The sequence below is a fragment of the Streptomyces sp. NPDC089799 genome (genome assembly GCF_040684755.1).
Lineage (GTDB): Bacteria > Actinomycetota > Actinomycetes > Streptomycetales > Streptomycetaceae > Streptomyces.
This window is the reverse complement of record NZ_JBFBGR010000021.1, coordinates 1-19,624: the sequence shown is the minus strand read 5'-3', so window position 1 is coordinate 19,624 and position 19,624 is coordinate 1. Positions and strand designations below refer to the sequence as shown.

The window sequence follows — 19,624 nt, the reverse complement described above, 5'->3', positions numbered from 1 at the left end:
CCCCGGCCCCGGGCGCGGGCCCGAAGCCGGACCCGAAGCCGGAGCCGTTCCCGGGCCCGGACCCGTTCCCGGACCCGTTCCCGGGCCCTGGAACGCCGGTTCCTGCCGGGACGGGGCCGGATATCGGTCCCGGGGCAGCGCCCGAGCCCGAGCCCCCGCCCGGTCCCGGGACCTTGCCTGCCGGTGTCGCCGTGTCCATCCGTTCCCCCTCGTGATCATTTACGTACGGGTGGCTAGTTGACCACGCGTCCCATCAGGTAAACCGCAGGGGCGGCGGCGGCCAGCGGGAGCGCGACCCCCGCTGTCATGTGGACGAACTTCGAGGGGTAGTCGTATGCAGCCACGCGCAAACCGATCAGCGCGCACACCCCCGCGGCCAGGCCGACCAGGGCGCCGCCGGCACCGATCGAGGTCAGTCCGCCCACGGCCAGGCCCGCGCCGGCCGCTGCGGCGAGCGAGAGCCCCACGGACGCGACGGGCGGCAGCGGCAGCGCACGGGTGAACACGGCCACCGCGACGGCGGCCGCACCGGTGGTCACCGCCGCCGGGTCCGCGGCCAGGAAGCCGGCGCAGATGATCGCCAGGGCTGCGGAGGTCACCGAGGCCATCAGGCCGTACATGCGCTCGTCCGGGTCGGCGTGGCTGCGCAGCTGGAGCACCAGCGTGAGCAGCACCCACGCGCCCAGGGTGCCGATGACGGCGCCCGGGCCGTGGGACCCGTCCACGGCGAACACCGCGACATCGGCGACGAGCGCCCCGGCGAAGGCCAGCGCGATGCCCTGCCGGGCGGGCCACATGCCGTTGAGGCGGAACCAGCCGGCCGCGGTGAGGCCCTGGAGCAGCACCAGCGGCACCGCCAGTGCCAGGTCCCCTATCGCGGCGGCACCGGCGAGCAGCAGCCCCAGCACGGCGGTGAGCAGGGCGGACTGCGGGCCGGGGTCGATGATCGGCGACCGGCCCTCGGCCCGGGCCTGGCGCGGGTCCCGGATGGGGCGCGTGGTGCCGGCGAGGGTGGGCGTGGAGTACGCCTCGGCCGGGGCGGCGGGCGCGGAGCCGGCGGCTGCTGCCTGCCCGGCCACGGCTCCCGCTCCGGCTGCCGCTGCCGCTCCGGCTGCCGTGCCGGTGGCGGGCGGGACCGGGTCGGCGACCGGCTCGGGGGCGTCGTAGGTCGGGAAGGGCGGCAGGTACGCCGTCCGCTCGCCCGCGGTCTCTGCACCCGCACCCGGGTCCGTACCCGGGTCCTCGCCCGTGCCCGGGTACGGCGGGAGGTACGCCGTCTCGGCGGCGGCGTGGGCCGCGTGACCGGGGGCCTCCTGCCGGGACTCGGCCTGCGGCTCCCGGTACGGCGGCAGATAGGCGGTCTCCGCAGCGGCCGCAGCCGGTGCGGGGGCCTGCGGCGGCACGGCGGCGGCGTCCGCCGCCTGCACGGGCGGCAGGTACGCGGTCCGGGCGGCGGCGGGATCGGCAGCCGGTACGGCGCCGGGCGCCGGGTCCCGGAACCAGTCGTCCGGAGCCGCGGGGGCCGGGGCCCCGGGGGCCGCGGACTGCTGCGCCGGACCGGCCTGGGGCTCCTGGTAGGGCGGGAGGTAGGCGGTCTCCGCGGCCGCGCCGTGTGGTCCGCCGTGGGTCCCGCCCGGCACCGCGTACGGCTCCCCGTACGACGCCCCGTACTGCGCCGGGTCCGGGGCGGGCACCGTACCGGCGCCCTGGTACGGGTCGGCGTACGCGGGCTGCGCCCCGTCGGGCGCCCGGTGCTGCGGCGGCACCGGGGCCGGGTCCCGGAACCAGTCGTCCGGGGCCACGGGGGCCGCGGACTGCTGCGGGCCCGGCTGCGCCGGGGTCCCGCCGTGTCCCACGGCCTCCGGCCGGTACGGCCGGGCGGACCACGGGTCGGGCTGCGGAACGGGCTGCGGGGCCGGCTGCACGCCGTGCTGCGGGACCGGCGGTCCGGCGGGCTGCCCGGTCGCGTGCCCGGCCGCCGGCTCCTCGCGGAACCAGCTGTCCGGCGCGGCCAGCAGCCGGTCCTCGGCGCCGGGAACCGGCTCCTGGCCCTGGCCGGGCAGGGCGTCGAGCGCCGGCTGGTAGGTGGTGTCCCAGGTCTGGCTCTGCCAGGTCTGGGTGGCGTACGGGTCCTGCGGCAGCGGGTACTGCTGCGGCATCGGCTGCTGCTGCGGCATCGGCTGGTGCCCCGGCTGCCGAGGCGACTGGGGCTGCTCCGGGTACTGGGGCTGCTCCGGGTACTGAGGCTGCTCCGCGTGCTGAGGCTGCTGCGGGTGGCCGTACTGCTCGGGGTGCTGCTGGTCGGGACTGCTCATGGCCGGCCGGTCACCCGCCCGCGAACGGCGGGAGCACCTCGACGGTGCCGCCCTCGGTCAGCAGGACCTCGTCATGGCCGCGCTTGCCCACCTGGTGCCCGTCCACCAGGAAGGAGCAGCGCCGGAGCACCTGGGCCAGTTCCCCGGGGTGCGCGACGCGCACGGCGTCGAGTGCCTCCGCCAGTGTCCGTGCCGCGTACGGCTCCTCCGCCGTCCCGGCCGCGGCCTTCGCCGCCGCCCAGTAGCGGATGGTTCCCGCTGCCACTGCGACTCCTCTCGTCGGCCCCGTGCCGTCGGGCTCCATCATGACGCCTCGCGCCCCCGGCCCGGGCGTGCCTCCGCGCGCCCCCCGTGCGCCGACGCGCTCCGGCGTTCCCGGGCGGGGGGCCGCCGAACCGGTGAAACCGGTCGCGAGCAGGGCCGGAACCCTCCGGAACGGCCTCGGGGGGTGGCGCGAACCACAGAACTGGTGGTCCGAACGCCCTCGGCCGGACCAGGCCCGGCGGGCTATTCTGGGCGGGAAGAGGATCCGGGCAACGTAGCCCCCCGGGTCCTTTTGTGCTTTCTGCACGTTGAACACGGGGCGAACAGTGGAACCCATGCGGGCCTCAGGGCGCGGGGCCCGCAGCCGTAGAGAGTCAAGAGCAAGAACAAGAGCACGTCCTCGACGGGACCGAGGAGGAACCGACGTGATGGGCCAGCCATTCCTGCACGACGAACGTGGGATCACCCCGGTTGGGGGGTCGGCGCGATGAGCTCCCTTCTGCTGCTGACGAACGCGCTGCAGCCGTCCACCGAGGTGCTGCCCGCCCTCGGGCTGCTGCTGCACAGCGTCCGGGTGGCGCCCGCCGAGGGGCCGGCCCTGGTGGACACCCCGGGTGCCGACGTGATCCTCGTCGACGGCCGGCGCGACCTGCCGCAGGTCCGCTCCCTCTGCCAGCTGCTCCGCTCCACCGGGCCCGGGTGCCCGCTGATCCTGGTCGTCACCGAGGGCGGCCTGGCGGCCGTCACCGCCGACTGGGGGATCGACGACGTGCTCCTCGACACCGCCGGCCCGGCCGAGGTGGAGGCGCGGCTGAGGCTGGCCACCGGCCGGCAGCAGCTCGGCTCGGACGACTCCCCCATGGAGATCCGCAACGGCGACCTGTCGGTCGACGAGGCGACGTACTCGGCGAAGCTAAAGGGCCGGGTGCTGGACCTGACCTTCAAGGAGTTCGAGCTGCTGAAGTACCTCGCGCAGCACCCCGGCCGGGTGTTCACCAGGGCGCAGCTGCTGCAGGAGGTCTGGGGCTACGACTACTTCGGCGGCACCCGGACGGTGGACGTCCACGTACGGCGGCTGCGCGCGAAGCTCGGCCCCGAGCACGAGTCCCTGATCGGCACCGTGCGGAACGTCGGATACCGTTTCGTCTCGTCGCCCGAGAAGGTCGAACGCGCTGCCGAGGACGCGCGGAAGGCCGCCGCGGCCGGTGCCCCGAAGGCCGTCCCCCGGATGGCGGACGAGGACCTCGACGCCCCGGTGGGGGTCCAGTCGGCAGGACGGCCTGCCCAGAGGTAGGTCACCCCGCGTAGACTTCGCGCGTGGCCAAGGTGACGCGGGATGACGTAGCGCGACTGGCGGGTACTTCCACCGCCGTCGTTTCGTACGTCATCAACAACGGACCCAGGCCGGTTGCCCCGGCCACGCGCGAGCGTGTCCTCGCCGCGATCAAGGACCTGGGCTACCGCCCGGACCGGGTCGCCCAGGCGATGGCCTCGCGGCGCACCGACCTCATAGGCATGATCGTCCCCGACGCCCGCCAGCCGTTCTTCGCGGAGATGGCGCACGCGGTCGAGCAGGCCGCGGCCGAGCGCGGAAAGATGGTGCTGGTCGGCAACTCCGACTACCGCACCGAGCGCGAGGTCCACTACCTGCGGGCCTTCCTCGGGATGCGGGTCTCCGGCCTGATCCTGGTCAGCCAGGGCATGAGCGAGCAGGCGGCCAGCGAGATCGAGGCCTGGGACGCCCGTGTGGTGCTGCTGCACGAGCGCCCGGAGGCGATCGACGACGTCGCGGTCGTCACGGACGACATCGGCGGCGCCCAGCTCGCCACCCGCCACCTGCTGGAACACGGGCACGAGTACGTGGCCTGCATAGGCGGCATCGAGAACACCCCGTCGGTCGGCGACCCGGTCGCCGACCACGTCGAGGGCTGGCGGCGGGCCATGGTGGAGTCCGGGCGGTCGGTCGAGGGCCGGCTGATCGAGGCCCCGTACAACCGGTACGACGCCTACCGGGTCGCCCTGGAGGTACTGGCCCGGCCGGACCGCCCCACGGCGGTCTTCTGCGCCACGGACGACCAGGCCATCGGTGTGCTGCGGGCCGCACGCGAGCTGCGGATCGACGTGCCGGGGGAGCTGGCGGTGGCCGGCTTCGACGACGTGAAGGAGGCGGCGCTCACCGATCCGCCGCTGACCACGATCGCCTCGGACCGGCCGGCGATGGCCCGCGCGGCGGTGGACCTGGTGCTGGACGACGCCATCCGGGTGACCGGCTCCCGCCGCGAGCGCCTGAAGCAGTTCCCGTCGGCGCTGGTGGTCCGCCGCAGCTGCGGCTGCGCGTAGACGTCACCCCCTGCGGGCTCCGTCCGGCTTCTGCGGGCTCCGCCCCCCGGAGTCCACAACGGGTACCGCCCCGGGCCCGGCCCGGGGTCGGCCGGGCTTGCCCCTGCCCCGTCCCGCCCCACCCCGTCCCAGGCCCCTTACCGGGCCGTCGGGTCTGGACATGCGGCCCCTGTCGTAACAGAATCAGTTGCGACACAGGAAACGCGCGACACCCTGAACGCACGGCGCGGAACGGCCGGCGTGGATCGGCCGGCGCGGAACGGGCGGCGCGGAACGGGGAGCGGAGGCGCCATGGGCGCGAGCAGTCGCATGACGGTGGCCACGCACACGCTGACGTGGATGACCCGGGTCTGCCCCAAGCGCCCCGACGGGATCGTGACCTCCGACGAGATCGCCGCCAGCGTCAACACCAACCCCGTCGTCATCCGCCGCATCCTCGGCAGCCTGCGCGATGCGGGCCTGGTGGAGTCGCGGCGCGGCCAGGGTGCGGGCTGGCAGCTGGCCCGCACCCCGGAGTCGATCACCCTGAGGGACGTCTACCTCGCCGTCGAGCCCGACCCGCTCATCGCACTGCACTCCTCGCCCCCCAACCAGGCGTGCCCCGTCGCCAGGGGCATCCCGCCCGTACTCCGGGAGGTGTACGGCCGCGCGGAGGAGTCGATGAAGGCCGAACTCGCGGCCGTGACCGTCGCCGACGTGGCGAGGGAGACCGTTCCCGAGTTCTGAGTCCGGGCCCTCGACCCGTGGCGCAGGCCGGTCCTGGTGGACCGGCCCCTCTTCGGACCTGAGTCGTAACCATTTCTGTTACAGCAAAATCCTGGAGGCCCCCGCACCGTGTACCGATCACTCGTCGTCCTCGCCGCCGGAATGTTCGCCATCGGCACCGACAGCTTCGTCATCGCCGGCATCCTGCCGGACGCGGCGGACTCCCTCGGCGTACCCGTCGGCACCGCAGGCGGGCTGCTGACCGCCTACGCCCTCACCTATGCGGTCCTCGGACCCGTCATGGCGGCGCTCACCACCCGCTGGCCGCGCCGCTCGCTCTTCCTCACCGGGTTCGCCGTCTTCACCGCGGGCAACCTCGTCACCGCCTTCGTTCCCCTCTTCGGCGTCGCCCTGGCCGCGCGGGCCCTCGCCGGAATCGGCGGGGCCATGGTCACCCCCGCCGCCGTCGCCGCGGCCGCCGCGCTCGCTCCGCCGGAGCAGCGCGGCCGCGCCATCGCCACCGTGATGACCGGCCTCAGCGCCGCGACCGCGCTGGGCGCGCCCATCGGCACGGCCCTCGGCAGCCTCACCGGCAACTGGCGCGCCACGATGCTGTTCGTCTCCGCACTCGGGATCGCGGCGGCCGCGGGCATCGCCCTGCTCCTGCCCCCGGTCCCCACGCCCCCGGCCGTCCCGCTGCGCGCCCGCGTCGCCCCTCTCGCCGACCGCCGCATCGGCCTGACCCTGCTGACCACCCTCCTCGTCTACACCGGCCTGTACACCGTGTACTCCTTCATCGGCGAGGGCCTCGACCGCGCCACCGGCGGCAGCGGCACCACCCTCGCCGCCCTCCTGTGCGTGTGGGGTCTGGCCGCCACCGCCGGAACCCTCGGCTCGGGCGCCCTGATCGACCGCTTCGGCAGCCGGCGCATCATCAACACCGCGATCACCGTCGCCGCGATCGACTTCGCACTGCTGCCCTGGTCGAGTGCACATCTGCCCTCCACCGTCGCGGCACTGATCATCTGGGGCGTGTGCGGATGGGGGCTCCTGGCCCCGCAGACCCACCGCCTGATCAGCGCCCTGCCGACGGCAGCGCCCCTGCTCACCGGCCTGGCCTCGGCCACGGTCTACGTCGGCGTCTCGGTGGCACCCCTGGTCGGGCAGGCGGGGATGGCACGGTTCGGCGCCCACTGGCTCGGTGCCGTGGGCGCGGCGTTCATCGTGCTCGGCCTCGGCGCGGCAGAAGCGGCGCACGTCGTCATCCGGCGACACCCGACCCGGAACACACCCCCGGGACGGCCCCGGCCCGCCCCGGCGCAGACCCCCGCCTCTCCCTCGGCGCCCTGATTCGTGCCTCACGGATCAGGCCCCGGCAGCCCCGGCGGCCCCGCCGCCACCCCCGACACCTCCGACACCCCCGACACCTCCGACACCTCCGACACCCCCGACCGCCCACAGACAGCAAGGACCGCACAGCAGTGATCACCACACAACGCCTCCGACTGCGCCCGCTCACCGAAGCCGACGCCGACTGGTGGGTGCACCTGCACGCAGACGACGAGGTCAACCGCTTCGTCGGGGGCTACACCCCCGAGCAGGCCTCGGCACGCCTGCGCGACATCCGGCAGCAGTGGACGCAACGCGGCCACGGACTGTGCGCCGTGGAACTGCGCGACACCGGCGAGGCCGTCGGACGCTGCGGCCTGAACTGGTGGGAGCAGTTCGAGGAGACGGAGATCGGCTGGACCTTCGCCCGTACCCACTGGGGGAGGGGCTACGCCACGGAAGCGGCCCGAGCCGTTCTCGCGTGGGGCTTCGACACCCTGGGACTCCGGCAGATCACCGCCATGATCCACCACGGCAACACCGCGTCATCCGCCGTCGCCGGGCGCCTCGGGTTCACGCCCCTGCGCGAGGATTCGGTCCTCGGCCGCCCCTGCACCGTCTACGCCCTGGCCCGGGAGGACTTCCTCTCCCCCTCGCCCTCCCTCTCCCCCTCCGCCTCCTCCGACGAGCGCTGACCGCGGTCGTCGGCCGGCGCGCCGTACAGGGCCGTGAGCTCCGCCGCCAGGCCGGCCAGGTGGGCCCGGGCCGACGGCGGAGCCAGGACCTCGACCCGTGCTCCCAACCCGGCCAGCCGGGCCGCCACCACCTCCGGTGACGGGCCGTCCACCTCGGCGGACAGCCCGTCCGGGCCCGTCGCCGCGATGCGCAGGCGGTTCCCGAACAGCCGCCGCAGCAGACCCTCCGCGTCCGGATCCGCCCGCACCCGGACCGTCGCCGCGGCCAGCCGCTCCTCCATCCGGCCGGCCAGCTCCCGCCAGGCCGCGGCGAGGTCGAAGCCTTCGGGGCGGTCCACCGGTTCGCCGGTGGGCTCGGCCGAGGTGACCCGGTCCAGCCGGTACATCCGCAGCTCCGGACCGGCGGGCCCCTCCGCCACCCGTGCCACCAGGTAGCGGGCGCCCGCCTTGGTGACCAGGCCCAGCGGGTGCACCGTACGGACGCGGACCGGCCGGCCGGGACCCGCGTAACCGAGCCGGACCCCTACGCCGTCCACCACCGCGCGCTCCAGCGCCTCCGCCGCAGCCGGAGCCGGCCCTGCCGGAGCCGGACCGGCCGCGTCCGGCACCGCCCCGGTATCGGCCCCCGACCAGTCCCTGCTGTCACCGGCCCGGACCCGGGACGCCGCCTCCGCGCCCGACCGCAGCGGTGCCGGCAGCGCCCGGACCAGCTTCCGCAAGGCCGTACGCAGCTCCGGCGAGTCCGACCACGGTCCGGTGACCAGGAACAACGCCCGGATCTCGGGCTCGGTCAGGCCGGTGAGGTCGGTGCGGGCGCCCCCGACGAGAGCCCAGCCACCACCCCGCCCCCTGGTCGCGTAGACGGGCACGCCCGCCACGGCCAGGGCCTCCAGGTCACGCCGCGCGGTCCGCTCGGAGACCTCCAGTTCCGCCGCCACCTCGGCCACCGTCACGCGCCCGCGCGTCTGCAGGAACAGCAGCGCCGCCATCAGCCGATCCGCTCGCATGCGAACGATCCTCCCCCGAATCCCCCGGAAAAGTGGCCAGAAGACGGCCACTTCACCACCCAGTCTTGATCACGTCGAACGAACCGCACGAATCGAATGGAGACGAGCATGATCGTGATCACCGGAGCCACGGGCAACGTCGGACGCCCGCTCGTGGAGGCGCTCACCGCCGGCGGCGAAGAGGTCACCGCAGTGTCCCGCCACGCCACCGCCGACGTACGCCACCGCGCCGCCGACCTCACCGCCCCCGACAGCCTGCGGCCCGTACTGGAGGGCGCCGACGCCCTCTACCTGCTGATCGCCGGCGGCGGTGAGGGACTCGATCCGCGGGCCCTCCTCGGTACCGCCAGGGCGGCCGGCGTACGGCACGTGGTACTGCAGTCCTCCCAGGCCACCGGCACCCGCCCCACAGCCCCTTCGCACGCCGGCCTGCGCGGCTTCGAGGCCGCCGTACGGGAATCCGGGCTCGACTGGACCGTGCTGCGCCCCGGGGGCTTCGCGTCCAACGCCCACGCGTGGGCGGAACCGGTCCGGACGGGACGTACGGTCGCCGCGCCCTTCGGCGACACCGGACTGCCGGTCGTCGACCCGCAGGACATCGCCGAGGTCGCCGCCGCGGTACTGCGCGACCGGGCGCACCATGCCGGCCGTACGTACGAGCTCACCGGCCCGGAAACGATCACTCCGCGGGAGCAGGCCCGGGCCATCGGCGCGGCGATCGGCGAGGAGGTGCGCTTCACCGAGCTGAGCCGCGAACAGGCCCGGGAACAGCTGCTGGCGTTCATGCCGGCGCCGGTGGCCGACGGCACGCTCGACATCCTGGGCGGGCCCTCGGCGGAGGAGCAGCGGGTGAGCGGCGATGTGGAGCGGGTGCTGGGGCGTCCGGCCCGGCCGTTCGGCCTGTGGGCGGCGCGGAACGCCGCCGTCTTCCGCTGAGCCGCTCCCTTATATCGGGCATACAACCTTCTGTCGGGCTTCTCAGGCCGTCCTCAGGAACCTCTCATCTATGGCGGACAGAGTCATCACCATGACCGAGAGCCACCGCCGCGAAGGCGGGTATCCGCAGGAGAACAGCCCGTCCCAGGCCGCGCCGTTCGGCGGCGGCACGTACTTCGCCGACGCGGCGGGGGCACCGGCCGCCGGGGCGTACGCGTACCCGCCCCGGCCCGCGCACGCTCCGTACGACCCGCCGGCCGCCCCCGGCTGGTACGAGGCGCACCAGTCGCCCGCCCCCCAGCAGGAGCCGGCCGCCGCCGACCCCGCGTACGCCGGCCCCGGGCACGCCGCGCGCGCCAGGCGGCCGGTGGGGCTGCTCGTCGCGGTGGCGCTGGCCGCCGCGATGGTGGGCGGCGGCACCGCCACCGCCGTACAGCACCTGCTGGACCGCTCGTCCGCCTCCGGCGGCGGTTTCGCCGGCAGCCCGATCTCCCAGTCCTCGTTCGGCACGGTCGCAGGGGTGGCCGAGGCGGTCAGCCCCTCCGTCGTACGGATCGACACCCGCAGCGGCAGCGGCCAGGGCACCGGCTCCGGCGTGGTCATCACGGCGGACGGCGAGATCGTCACCAACAACCACGTGATCAGCGGCGCGAGCCGGATACAGGTCACGATGAGCGACGGGAAGCAGTACGACGCGAAGGTGGTCGGCACCGACCCGGACAAGGACCTGGCCCTGATCAAGGTGCAGGGAGCGAAGGGCCTGAGGCCGGCGAAGCTCGGGAACTCGGACGGCCTGAAGGTCGGCGAGTCGGTCGTCGCGATCGGCTCGCCGGACCGGCTGACCGGCACTGTGACCAGCGGGATCGTCTCGGCGCTGAACCGCGAGGTGAACGTGCCGAAGTCGGAGACCCCGCAGCAGCGGCCGCAGGGGGACGGCTGGCCGTTCTCCTTCGAGGGCCGGCAGTTCAACGGCGGCACCGGCGCGAACACGACCTCCTACAAGGCGATCCAGACGGATGCGTCCCTCAACCCGGGCAACTCGGGCGGCGCGCTGGTCAACATGAACGGGGAGATCGTGGGCATGCCGTCGGCGATCTACTCGCCGTCGAGCGACAGCTCCACCGCCGGCAGCGTCGGCCTCGGCTTCGCGATCCCGGTCAACACGATCAAGGCCGACCTCTCCTCCCTCCGCAACGGCGGCCCCGGCAACACCGGCGGCTCCGGGGATTCCGGCGACACCGGGAACTCCCCCGACGACAACGCCTACGGCACCGCTTTCTGACCCTCCCGCCCGGTGTGGGCAGGCGTCCCGCAGGGCGGGACGGGTGGGCACACCGGGACACCCCCGCCCAGCGGCGCACCCCCGCCCACCCGGAGCCCGCTCCTCCCCCCGGAGCGGGCTCCGCCCCGCCGGCCCCGCCCGGGGCGCAGCCCCGCGCCACCCGCCCAGCCCGCCCAGCCCGCCCGGCAGGGCAAAGCACCGGCCCCACCCATGGCACGCTGGAACGTGGCGGCCGCACCGACCCGCCACAGCCACAGCCACAGCCACAGCCACAGCCACAGCCACAGCCACACGAGACCCGATCCACACCCCAGGGGGGCCCAGTCATGACCACCGCAGGCGACCGCGTCCTCATCGTCGACGACGAGCCCGCCGTCCGCGAGGCCCTCCGCCGCAGCCTCGCCTTCGAGGGCTACGGCACCGAGACCGCCGTCGACGGCCTCGACGCCCTCGACAAGGTCACCGCGTACGAGCCCGGCCTGATCGTGCTCGACATCCAGATGCCCCGCATGGACGGCCTGACCGCCGCCCGCCGCCTGCGCGCCTCCGGCTCCCTCACCCCGATCCTGATGCTCACCGCCCGCGACACCGTCGGCGACCGCGTCACCGGCCTCGACGCCGGCGCCGACGACTACCTGGTCAAGCCGTTCGAGCTGGACGAGCTGTTCGCCCGGGTGCGCGCCCTGCTGCGCCGCAGCGCCTACGCCGCGGCGGTCGCCGGACCGGACCGGGCCCCCGAGGACGTCCTCTCCTTCGGCGACCTCCGGATGGACCTGACGACCCGCGAGGTCACCCGGTCCGGCCGCCCGGTGGAGCTGACCCGGACCGAGTTCACCCTGCTGGAGATGTTCCTCGCGCACCCCCGCCAGGTCCTCACCCGCGAGCAGATCCTCAAGACCGTCTGGGGCTTCGACTTCGAGCCCAGCTCCAACTCCCTGGACGTGTACGTGATGTACCTGCGCCGGAAGACCGAGGCCTCCGGGGAGCCCCGCCTGGTGCACACGGTGCGCGGGGTGGGCTACGTACTGCGCGCGGGCGAGAACGGCGGTCCCGAGTGACCGCGCCGCCCCCACCGGTGAACCCCCCGGCGCCCGGCTCGGCGCGCCCCTCCGCACGCCCCGGCGCCCGGCTCCGCGCCCTCCCGCTCCGTTCCCGGCTCGCCCTGCTGGTGGCCGTGGCCGTCGCCGCGGCCGTCGCCACGGTGGCCGCCGTCTGCTGGGTCATGGTCCGGGCCCAGCTGCGCGACCAGCTGGACACCTCCCTCCAGGCGACCAATCCCGACTTCCAGGTGGCCCGCCGGCTGAACGACGGCTGTACGAGCCCGCCCCGGCCGCAGCCCAACCAGCAGCTCGCGGGCAGGCTGAACGCGACGGTGCAGATCGTCACCGCCGACGGCGACAACTGCTGGGTGGCCGGCCTGACCACCCTCCCCGTCACCACCGCCGACCGGGTGGTCGCGGCCGGCGGGGCCGCCGTCCTGCACGACGCGACCACCACCGACGGCACCGCCATGCGGGTGTACACCATCCCGTCGGGCACCAATCCGCACTTCGCGATCTCCATCGCCAAACCGCTGGCCGACATAGACAAGCCGCTCTCCACCCTGGCCTGGGTGCTGCTGCTGGTCGGCGGGATCGGTGTGGTCGGGGCGGGCGCGGCCGGTCTGGTCGTCGCCCGCACCGGCCTGGCGCCCGTGGACCGGCTGGCCGAGGCCGTCGAGCACGTCGCCCGCACCGAGGACCTGACCGTCCGCATCCCCGACGAGGGCGAGGACGAGATCGCCCGGCTGTCCCGCTCCTTCAACGCGATGACCGCCGCACTCGCCTCCTCCCGGGACCGGCAGGCGCAGCTCATCGCGGACGCCGGGCACGAGCTGCGCACCCCGCTGACCTCGCTCCGTACGAACATCGAGCTGCTGGTGCGGAGCGAGCGGACCGGCCGGGCCATTCCGGCCGAGGACCGCAGGGAGCTGCTGGAGTCGGTCAAGGCCCAGATGACCGAGCTGGCCTCGCTGATCGGCGATCTGCAGGAGCTGTCCCGGCCGGATGCGGCGATGCCGGGCCCGCTGCAGGTGGTGCCGCTGCACGAGATCACCGAGACGGCGCTGTCCCGGGCCCGGCTGCGCGGCCCGGAGCTGTCCTTCGGCTCCGAGATCCGGCCCTGGTACGTACGCGGCGAGGCGGCGGCGCTGGAGCGGGCGGTGATGAACGTCCTGGACAACGCGGTGAAGTTCAGCCCGGCCGGCGGCACGGTCGAGGTGGCGCTGCGGTCCGGCGAGCTGACCGTACGGGACCACGGGCCGGGCGTTCCGGCCGAGGAACTCCCGCACGTGTTCGACCGGTTCTGGCGGTCGCCGACGGCCCGCGCGCTGCCGGGCAGCGGTCTGGGCCTGTCGATCGTGGCCCGTACGGTGCAGCGCGCGGGCGGTACGGCGGAACTGCGGGCCCCGGCCGACGGCGGCTCCGGCACGGAGGCGGTGCTCCGGGTGCCGGGCGCACCGACCCCGCCGCCGGGGAAGCCGGCGGGCCCGGGCGGTCCGGGGAGTCCGGGCGGCCCCAAGAACCCGGGCGGCCCGTCAGTTGTGGGCGATCAGTGACTCGATGAAGCCGCCGCGGGTGTTGGGGAAGTCCATGGGAACCACCCCGAGGCCCGTACGTCCGGCCGGCTCGGCGCCCGTGACGAAGGAGTGGATCTGCGGGTTGAGGCGGTCGGCGTTCCACCGCGGGGGCATGTAGGCGGCCGTGGAGACGTAGTTGACGAACAGCTTTCCCGGCTGGGCCAGCGCCTTGCGGAAGTGGTTCTCGATCTTGCCCCGCTTGGCGAAGGGCTCGGCGTTCCAGTCGTCCTGGATGTCGAAGTGGGTGCCGTCGCCGTAGCGGATGCCGGGCAGACCGCCGTTGTCCGCGAGCAGGACCACCTTGCCGCGGGCCTGCCCGAGGGAGGGCAGCGCGGAGCCGATGTGGAAGAGCGGCCGCCAGCCGCGGTTGTCCAGGTAGTCGTCGAAGACGGCGCGGAAGGTGGCGTCGCTCTCGCCCGAGTACTCCTGCTTGACCCGCATGAGGACGGTCTCGGAGGGGTGTGCGGCCAGGAAGTTCCAGCAGGCGACGAGCACGTCGCCGAACATCAGGTTCTGGTAGAACGCCGCGTGGTGGATGGCGAAGGATCCGCCGGTGACCCGGCAGCGTACGTCCAGGAAGCGGATCCCTGCGTCCAGCTGCTGGGCGACCGTGATGTTCTGGCAGGCGACGTAGAGGCCGCCGTAGCGGGCGCCCGAGTCGTGCGTCCCGGGAATGGTCATCCCCTGGAGGGCCGTGGAGTCACCGAGACCGGCCATCCAGTCCGCGGTGCCGAGGGTCCTCGCGCCGGCGGGGGCGGCCGCGGCGGCCCCGAGCCCCGCAGCGGCTCCCGCCGCCATCGCGCCGACCAGAAACGTTCGCCTGTCCAGTGCCATGCCCCTGCCCGCCCCTTCGCCGGCTGCCGCGCGCCACGGCGCGGCGCGTGCGCCGCAGCGCACGCGCCGCATCGCATGCGGCGCGTCGCACCGCGCGCAGCACGACGCATCGCGCGCATCGCAGCGCATCACGTGACCGGATTATGACGTGTACAGAACAGATCTGACTACCCGTCGGTAGTCACCGGTCCGGACCCTCCAGCAGGTCCGCCAGCGCGCGCAGTCCGGCCACGATGTCCCGCCCGTCCGGCGCCTGCCCGGGATCGGTCAGCCACTGGGTCATCACCCCGGTCATGACCGCCATCTGCACCGACGCCAGGCCGCGCACGTCCTCCTCGGCCACCTCCGCCTCCGGCACCTTCCGCAGCTGCGCCGCGATCTGCCGGCGGCTGGCCCGCTGCCCGGCGGCGAGGACGGCCAGCAGGTCCGGCGAGGTCTGCGCGTGCACGAACGCCTCCACCGAAGCCGCCCACAGCCACCGCTGCTCCGAGAAGGAGCGGACCTTCCGGGTCCAGACGTCGACGTACCGCTCCTCGGCCGTCGCCCCGGCACCGGCCAGACTGCCGATCTCGGCACCCCACTCGTCGAGCGCCGCGAACAGGGCCTGGTTGAGCAACGCCTCGCGGGACCCGAAGTGGTAGCCGATGGCCGCGCTGCTCACCCCGGCCGCGGCGGCGATGTCGCGCACGGTGGTGCGCAGGTAGCCCTTCTCCTCCAGGCAGCGGCGCGCGCCGGAGAGGAGGTCCTCACGATTTCCCATGCCCGGATCGTATGCCGAAGCACCCCTCCCGCATACATTCGTATAGATCGTTCGCGCTATACGAAGGTCTTGTGCAAGTGAGCAATACGCGCCTACGGTGATCACGAACGCCCCGGACGGGACGCACCGCCCGCCGGGACAACGAGGGGAGACCACCATGACCAGCACCGAGTCGTCCGTCGCCGACGCCGCCGTCGCCGCGGCCATGGACCGGGACCTCCGCCACTCGCTCACCATCGGCGACCGGACCCTCTCCTACCTGGACTTCGGCGGGCCCGGACGCCCGCTGCTCGCCGTCCACGGCGGCCTCTCCGAAGCCCTGATCTGGGCCGACCTGGCCGCCCGCCTGGGCAGCGAGTGGCGGGTCATCGCCCCCGACCAGCGCGGCCACGGCGAGTCCGACCGCGCCGCCTCGTACGAGCGCGCGGACTACGTCGCCGACCTCGTGGCCCTGCTCGACCACCTCGGCCTCGGCCCGGTCCCGGTGATCGGCCACTCCCTGGGCGGCCTCAACGCCCTGTACCTGGCCGCCGAGCACCCCGAGCTGGTGAGCGCGCTGGTGAACGTCGACGCCGGCGTGGTGTTCCCGCACGGGGCGCCGAACCCGTTCGCCTTCATCGGCGCGTTCCCCTACACCGCCCCCACCCGCGAGGAACTCATCGCCGCCTGCGGCCCGATGGGCCCGATGGTCGCGCCGGCGCTCCGCCCGCTGCCCGGCGGAGCCGGGTGGCGGCTGCCGTTCCACCCGCAGGACACCATCGCCACCGTGGAGGCCGCGCGCGGCGACAGCCTCCCGGTGTGGTTCGCGAGCACCTGCCCCGCCCTGCTCGTCCACGGCCGCACCAGCGAGGCGCTGCCGCAGGAGCTCGCCGACGCGATGGTCGCCGCGCGCCCCGGCACCTCGTACGCCGGCCTGGACACCGGCCACGTCGTACCGGTCGAGGACCCGGCGGGCCTGGCCACCGCGGTGTCGGGCTTCCTCGGCGGCCTCTGACCGCCCCTCCGACCGGCGCCTCTGAGCGTCCGCGGACCGGAGACAACGGGGGACGGCCCGCGGACATACGAGTGGGGGCGGCGGACCGTCGAAACGACCCGCCGCCCCCACCGGGAACTGCCGGAACTACCGGAACTGCCGGAACTGCCGGACCATCGGCACTGCCGGAACCACCGGAACTACTTGATGACCGTGATCCGGTCGGCCGCCGGCGGCGCGATCGGGTTCGCCGGCGAGGAGTTCTTGCTCAGGTAGGCGTTGAAGACGTCCAGGTCGGACACGCCCACCAGCTTGTTCTTGTGCTCCTTCAGGACGGTGAAGCCGTCACCGCCGCCCGCGAGGAACTCGTTCATCGCGACGCGGTAGGTCTTCGCCGGGTCGATCGCCTGGCCGTTCAGCTTGACGGAGCCCACGACGATGCGGTCCGCACCGGTCTTGGTCATGTCCAGGGTGTAGGTGAAGCCCTTGGAGACCTGCAGGATCTTCGGGTTCAGGCCGTTGACCGGGCCGGTCACCTGCTGCTGCAGCGCCGTGACCAGCTGGGCGCCGGTCAGGTCCACCACGTTCATCATGTTGGTGAACGGCTGCACGGTGAACGCCTCGCCGTAGGTCACCACGCCGTCGCCCTCACCGCCGGCGGCCTTGTAGGCCAGGTCGGAGCGGATGCCACCCGGGTTCATGATGGCCAGCTGCGCGCCGCCCTTGTCGGCCGGGGACAGGGCCTCCAGCTGCGCGTCGGCGATCAGGTCGCCGAGCGGCTTCTCGTACGCCTCGGAACCCCGGCCGGGGATGTCCGCCGAGATGTGGCCCTGCGGGGCGCCGGCTATCGGAGCGGCCAGCGCGTTCCAGCGGCCGATCAGCTCGGTCATGTCCGGGGCCTTGGGCACGTCGCGGCGCACCACGTGGTTGGCGGCCACCGGCGACTTCACCGCGGTCCGGACGATGTCCTTGGTCGCGCGGTCGTAGGTCAGCGTGGTCTCGGTGAACAGCCGGCCGATGGAGGCCGCCGAGGTGACCGTGCGCGGGTTGCCGGCCGGGTCCGGGATGCTGCAGGCGTAGGCCTGGTGCGTGTGGCCGGTCACCAGGGCGTCGACCTTCGGGTCGACGTTCTTCGCGATGTCGACGATGGCACCGGAGATGCCCGCGCCGGCACCCGGCACGTTGCAGTCGTAGTTGTAGGCGCCGGAGGCGGGCAGGCCGCCCTCGTGGATGAGCGCGACGATCGACTTCACGCCCTGCTTGTTCAGCTCGGCGGCGTACTTGTTGATCGTCTCGACCTCGTCGCCGAACTTCAGGCCCTTGACGCCCGCGGCGGTGACGACGTCCGGAGTGCCCTCCAGGGTCACGCCGATGAAGCCGATCTTGATCCCGTCCTTCTTCCACACGAAGGTGGGCGAAAGCATCGGGCGCTTGGTCTTCTCGTCCGTCACGTTGGCGGCGAGGTACGGGAACTTCGCACCCTCGAAGGTCTTGCCGTACTCGAAGCAGCCCTCGGTGGGGTGGCAGCCGCCGTACTGCATGCGGCGGAGCTCCTGACGGCCCTCGTCGAACTCGTGGTTGCCGACGCTGGTCACGTCGAGACCCATCTTGTTGAGGGCCTCGACGGTGGGCTCGTCGTGGAACAGACCGGACAGCATCGGGCTGCCGCCGATCATGTCACCGGCCGCGGCGGTGACGCTGTACTGCTTGCCCTTGCGCGCTTCGCGCAGGCTGGTGGCCAGGTACTCGGCACCGCCGGCGGGGACCGCCTTGGTGGTGCCGTCGGCCTGGAGCTCGGTCACGGTGCCGGAGGAGCCCTGCGGCGGCTCCAGGGTGCCGTGGAGGTCGTTGAAGGACAGCAGCTGCACGTCGACGGTGCGGCCGCTGCTGTCCTGACCGCCACCACTGGCGGCCCCCGCCGGCAGAGCGGCGGCGACCAGCGCGCCGGCACCCGCCGTGACGGCGATTGCGGCGAGGGTCAACCGGCGGGCTCGGCGGTGCCGTTGTGGTGTCGCTGACATCAGTTCCCCTTTGCGGACAGCGAACGGTATGGGAGGTGCCCGCAGACTATGGTCAACGCGCGTAGCGCGACAGGGGGTAGCGGGTTGCGAGGTGGTTACGCACGAGTAGATCCCGCCTCACAGTCACCTCAATCCGGGGCATTCACCGGCTTTTCGACGGCCCGAAGGGCCTCGTCCGGGCCCCCGCCGACGCGCCTCCGGGGCGCGACGGCGGGGCGGGAGCAGGGCGGGTGGACGGAGGACGGGCGTGGAGAGGACCTGAGACGGCCCGGGGACGCGCTGGGGACGGGCCGGGGACGGGCCTGGGACGGGCCTGGGTGGACACATCGGGCGACCCGCCTACGCCGCCTCGGCACGATGACGAGCAACCCCGGCCGGTGAGGGCACCGCGGCACGAGGTCCCGGCCGTAGGCTCGTCGCATGACTGACGCAGCAGCGGCCGTGGAGCCGGGACGGCAGATTCTGACGTGCGAGGAACTGACGGAAGAGCAGGTCGAAGCCGTACTCGGCCTGCTGGACGAGGCGGCCCGGGCGGACGGCACGTCCGCGGTCTCGGAACAGGGCCGGCTCCAGCTCCGCGGTGGGCCCCGCCCCGGCATCAAGCACTTCCTGTTGACCGAGGGCGGGCGCCTGGCCGGTTACGCCCAACTCGAGGACACCGACCCGGTGGAGGCGCCTGCGGCGGAACTCGTCGTCCACCCCGCGCTGCGCGGCCGCGGGCACGGCCGGGCCCTCGGCTCGGCCCTGCTGGCCGAGACCGGCAAGCGGATCCGGGTGTGGGCGCACGGCGGCAAGTCCGCGGCCCGCCACCTCGCCCAGGTGCTCGGACTGACCCTCTTCCGCGAACTCCGCCAGCTGCGCCGCCCGCTCGGCCCGGAGGCGCCCGAGCTCCCCTCCCCTGCACTGCCGGCGGGCGTGACGATCCGTACGTTCGTCCCCGGAGCGGACGACGCGGCCTGGCTCACCGCCAACGCGGCGGCCTTCGCCCACCACCCCGAGCAGGGCTCACTGACCCAGCGCGACCTGGACGACCGCATGGCGCAGCCGTGGTTCGACCCGAAGGGCTTCTTCCTGGCGGAGCGCGACGGAGCGCTGGTCGGCTTCCACTGGACGAAGATCCATGACGCGGAGCAGCTGGGCGAGGTCTACGTGGTCGGCGTCCTCCCCGGCGCCCAGGGCGGCGGCCTCGGCAAGGCCCTGACCGCCGTCGGCCTCCGCCACCTCGCGGCCGCGGGCCTCCCGACGGCGATGCTCTACGTGGACGCCGACAACCCGGCCGCCCTGGCGGTCTACGAGGGCCTGGGCTTCTCCACGCACGAGGTGGACCTGATGTACCGAACGGAAAGCTGACACAAGGCTGCGGCGGGTGGGGCGGGTCTACGGCGCTACGGCCGCGGCCCGCTCCACCCCCCGAGCCCAGCCGGGCCCGGTCGGGGGTTGCCCACCCACCCTCCCGGCACCGTGCCGCCGGGCCGGACGACGCGGTGGGGCGGGTCGGGGGCAGCGAGCGGACTCCGCCGGAGGCCGATCGGATGGCGGGCGGGGC

At 74.0% G+C, this 19,624-nt stretch carries 17 protein-coding genes; 11 read left to right on the top strand and 6 right to left on the bottom strand.

What is annotated here, in order from left to right; translation table 11 throughout:
• Nucleotides 1-233: 233 nt before the first annotated feature.
• Both AB0O36_RS22650 and AB0O36_RS22645 read right to left on the bottom strand, forming a co-directional pair.
• Nucleotides 234-1,640, bottom strand: a complete 1,407-nt coding sequence (locus tag AB0O36_RS22650; protein ID WP_365113598.1) for a hypothetical protein — start codon at nucleotides 1,638-1,640, stop codon at nucleotides 234-236.
• 685 nt (nucleotides 1,641-2,325) lie between these two features.
• Complete coding sequence (locus AB0O36_RS22645) at nucleotides 2,326-2,580, bottom strand: MoaD/ThiS family protein (RefSeq protein WP_365113355.1); 255 nt, start codon at nucleotides 2,578-2,580, stop codon at nucleotides 2,326-2,328.
• A 486-nt stretch (nucleotides 2,581-3,066) separates the two neighbouring features.
• Between AB0O36_RS22645 and AB0O36_RS22640 the strand changes: the two genes are divergently transcribed.
• The 5 genes from AB0O36_RS22640 to AB0O36_RS22620 all read left to right on the top strand — a co-directional run bounded on the left by AB0O36_RS22640 (nucleotide 3,067) and on the right by AB0O36_RS22620 (nucleotide 7,648).
• The gene (locus AB0O36_RS22640) at nucleotides 3,067-3,873 is read left to right on the top strand and encodes a response regulator transcription factor (protein ID WP_365113353.1); all 807 of its coding nucleotides are present in this window, start codon (nucleotides 3,067-3,069) and stop codon (nucleotides 3,871-3,873) included.
• Nucleotides 3,874-3,896: 23 nt separating this feature from the next.
• Nucleotides 3,897-4,919, top strand: coding sequence for a LacI family DNA-binding transcriptional regulator (locus tag AB0O36_RS22635; RefSeq protein WP_365113351.1), 1,023 nt, complete (start codon nucleotides 3,897-3,899; stop codon nucleotides 4,917-4,919).
• Nucleotides 4,920-5,210: 291 nt separating this feature from the next.
• Nucleotides 5,211-5,645: an Rrf2 family transcriptional regulator gene (locus AB0O36_RS22630; RefSeq protein ID WP_365113349.1), complete on the top strand. Its 435-nt coding sequence runs from the start codon at nucleotides 5,211-5,213 to the stop codon at nucleotides 5,643-5,645.
• A gap of 108 nt (nucleotides 5,646-5,753) precedes the next feature.
• Entirely contained in the window at nucleotides 5,754-6,974 is a 1,221-nt protein-coding gene (locus AB0O36_RS22625) for an MFS transporter (RefSeq protein WP_365113347.1), read from the top strand.
• Nucleotides 6,975-7,105: 131 nt separating this feature from the next.
• Nucleotides 7,106-7,648: a GNAT family N-acetyltransferase gene (locus AB0O36_RS22620; RefSeq protein ID WP_365113345.1), complete on the top strand. Its 543-nt coding sequence runs from the start codon at nucleotides 7,106-7,108 to the stop codon at nucleotides 7,646-7,648.
• On the opposite strand, the gene AB0O36_RS22615 is transcribed toward AB0O36_RS22620, so the two are convergent.
• The gene (locus AB0O36_RS22615; RefSeq protein WP_365113343.1) at nucleotides 7,573-8,655 is read right to left on the bottom strand and encodes a transcriptional regulator; all 1,083 of its coding nucleotides are present in this window, start codon (nucleotides 8,653-8,655) and stop codon (nucleotides 7,573-7,575) included. The two genes, AB0O36_RS22620 and AB0O36_RS22615, sit on opposite strands and share 76 nt — an antisense overlap.
• 108 nt (nucleotides 8,656-8,763) lie before the next feature.
• Between AB0O36_RS22615 and AB0O36_RS22610 the strand changes: the two genes are divergently transcribed.
• The 4 genes from AB0O36_RS22610 to AB0O36_RS22595 all read left to right on the top strand — a co-directional run bounded on the left by AB0O36_RS22610 (nucleotide 8,764) and on the right by AB0O36_RS22595 (nucleotide 13,469).
• Entirely contained in the window at nucleotides 8,764-9,591 is an 828-nt protein-coding gene (locus AB0O36_RS22610; protein WP_365113341.1) for an NAD(P)H-binding protein, read from the top strand.
• Between the two features lie 91 nt (nucleotides 9,592-9,682).
• Nucleotides 9,683-10,873, top strand: coding sequence for a trypsin-like peptidase domain-containing protein (locus AB0O36_RS22605; RefSeq protein WP_365113339.1), 1,191 nt, complete (start codon nucleotides 9,683-9,685; stop codon nucleotides 10,871-10,873).
• Nucleotides 10,874-11,199: 326 nt separating this feature from the next.
• On the top strand, nucleotides 11,200-11,931 hold the full coding sequence (locus tag AB0O36_RS22600) for a response regulator transcription factor (RefSeq protein ID WP_365113337.1): 732 nt from the start codon (nucleotides 11,200-11,202) through the stop codon (nucleotides 11,929-11,931).
• A gap of 17 nt (nucleotides 11,932-11,948) precedes the next feature.
• On the top strand, nucleotides 11,949-13,469 hold the full coding sequence (locus AB0O36_RS22595; protein WP_365113596.1) for a HAMP domain-containing sensor histidine kinase: 1,521 nt from the start codon (nucleotides 11,949-11,951) through the stop codon (nucleotides 13,467-13,469).
• Here the strand turns inward: AB0O36_RS22595 and AB0O36_RS22590 are convergent.
• A complete protein-coding gene (locus tag AB0O36_RS22590) occupies nucleotides 13,449-14,324 on the bottom strand; it encodes a phosphatidylinositol-specific phospholipase C (RefSeq protein ID WP_365113335.1) in 876 nt (291 codons plus the stop codon). The two genes, AB0O36_RS22595 and AB0O36_RS22590, sit on opposite strands and share 21 nt — an antisense overlap.
• 181 nt (nucleotides 14,325-14,505) lie before the next feature.
• Entirely contained in the window at nucleotides 14,506-15,084 is a 579-nt protein-coding gene (locus AB0O36_RS22585; protein WP_365113333.1) for a TetR/AcrR family transcriptional regulator, read from the bottom strand.
• 157 nt (nucleotides 15,085-15,241) lie between these two features.
• On the opposite strand from AB0O36_RS22585, the gene AB0O36_RS22580 reads away from it, so the two are divergent.
• Complete coding sequence (locus tag AB0O36_RS22580; protein ID WP_365113332.1) at nucleotides 15,242-16,078, top strand: alpha/beta hydrolase; 837 nt, start codon at nucleotides 15,242-15,244, stop codon at nucleotides 16,076-16,078.
• A gap of 179 nt (nucleotides 16,079-16,257) precedes the next feature.
• Here AB0O36_RS22580 and AB0O36_RS22575 read toward each other — a convergent pair whose 3' ends face one another.
• On the bottom strand, nucleotides 16,258-18,078 hold the full coding sequence (locus AB0O36_RS22575) for a bifunctional metallophosphatase/5'-nucleotidase (RefSeq protein WP_365113330.1): 1,821 nt from the start codon (nucleotides 18,076-18,078) through the stop codon (nucleotides 16,258-16,260).
• A gap of 420 nt (nucleotides 18,079-18,498) precedes the next feature.
• Between AB0O36_RS22575 and mshD the strand changes: the two genes are divergently transcribed.
• A complete protein-coding gene (mshD, locus tag AB0O36_RS22570; RefSeq protein ID WP_365113328.1) occupies nucleotides 18,499-19,428 on the top strand; it encodes a mycothiol synthase in 930 nt (309 codons plus the stop codon).
• Nucleotides 19,429-19,624 lie beyond the last annotated feature (196 nt).

Coding starts and splice junctions, on each gene's coding strand:
- AB0O36_RS22590 (WP_365113335.1), bottom strand. CDS start 14,324: ATGGCACTGGACAGGCGAACGTTTCTGGTCGGCGCGATGGCGGCGGGA.
- AB0O36_RS22640 (WP_365113353.1), top strand. CDS start 3,067: ATGAGCTCCCTTCTGCTGCTGACGAACGCGCTGCAGCCGTCCACCGAG.
- AB0O36_RS22600 (WP_365113337.1), top strand. CDS start 11,200: ATGACCACCGCAGGCGACCGCGTCCTCATCGTCGACGACGAGCCCGCC.
- AB0O36_RS22580 (WP_365113332.1), top strand. CDS start 15,242: ATGACCAGCACCGAGTCGTCCGTCGCCGACGCCGCCGTCGCCGCGGCC.
- AB0O36_RS22615 (WP_365113343.1), bottom strand. CDS start 8,655: ATGCGAGCGGATCGGCTGATGGCGGCGCTGCTGTTCCTGCAGACGCGC.
- AB0O36_RS22630 (WP_365113349.1), top strand. CDS start 5,211: ATGGGCGCGAGCAGTCGCATGACGGTGGCCACGCACACGCTGACGTGG.
- AB0O36_RS22610 (WP_365113341.1), top strand. CDS start 8,764: ATGATCGTGATCACCGGAGCCACGGGCAACGTCGGACGCCCGCTCGTG.
- mshD (WP_365113328.1), top strand. CDS start 18,499: ATGACTGACGCAGCAGCGGCCGTGGAGCCGGGACGGCAGATTCTGACG.
- AB0O36_RS22575 (WP_365113330.1), bottom strand. CDS start 18,078: ATGTCAGCGACACCACAACGGCACCGCCGAGCCCGCCGGTTGACCCTC.
- AB0O36_RS22605 (WP_365113339.1), top strand. CDS start 9,683: ATGACCGAGAGCCACCGCCGCGAAGGCGGGTATCCGCAGGAGAACAGC.
- AB0O36_RS22585 (WP_365113333.1), bottom strand. CDS start 15,084: ATGGGAAATCGTGAGGACCTCCTCTCCGGCGCGCGCCGCTGCCTGGAG.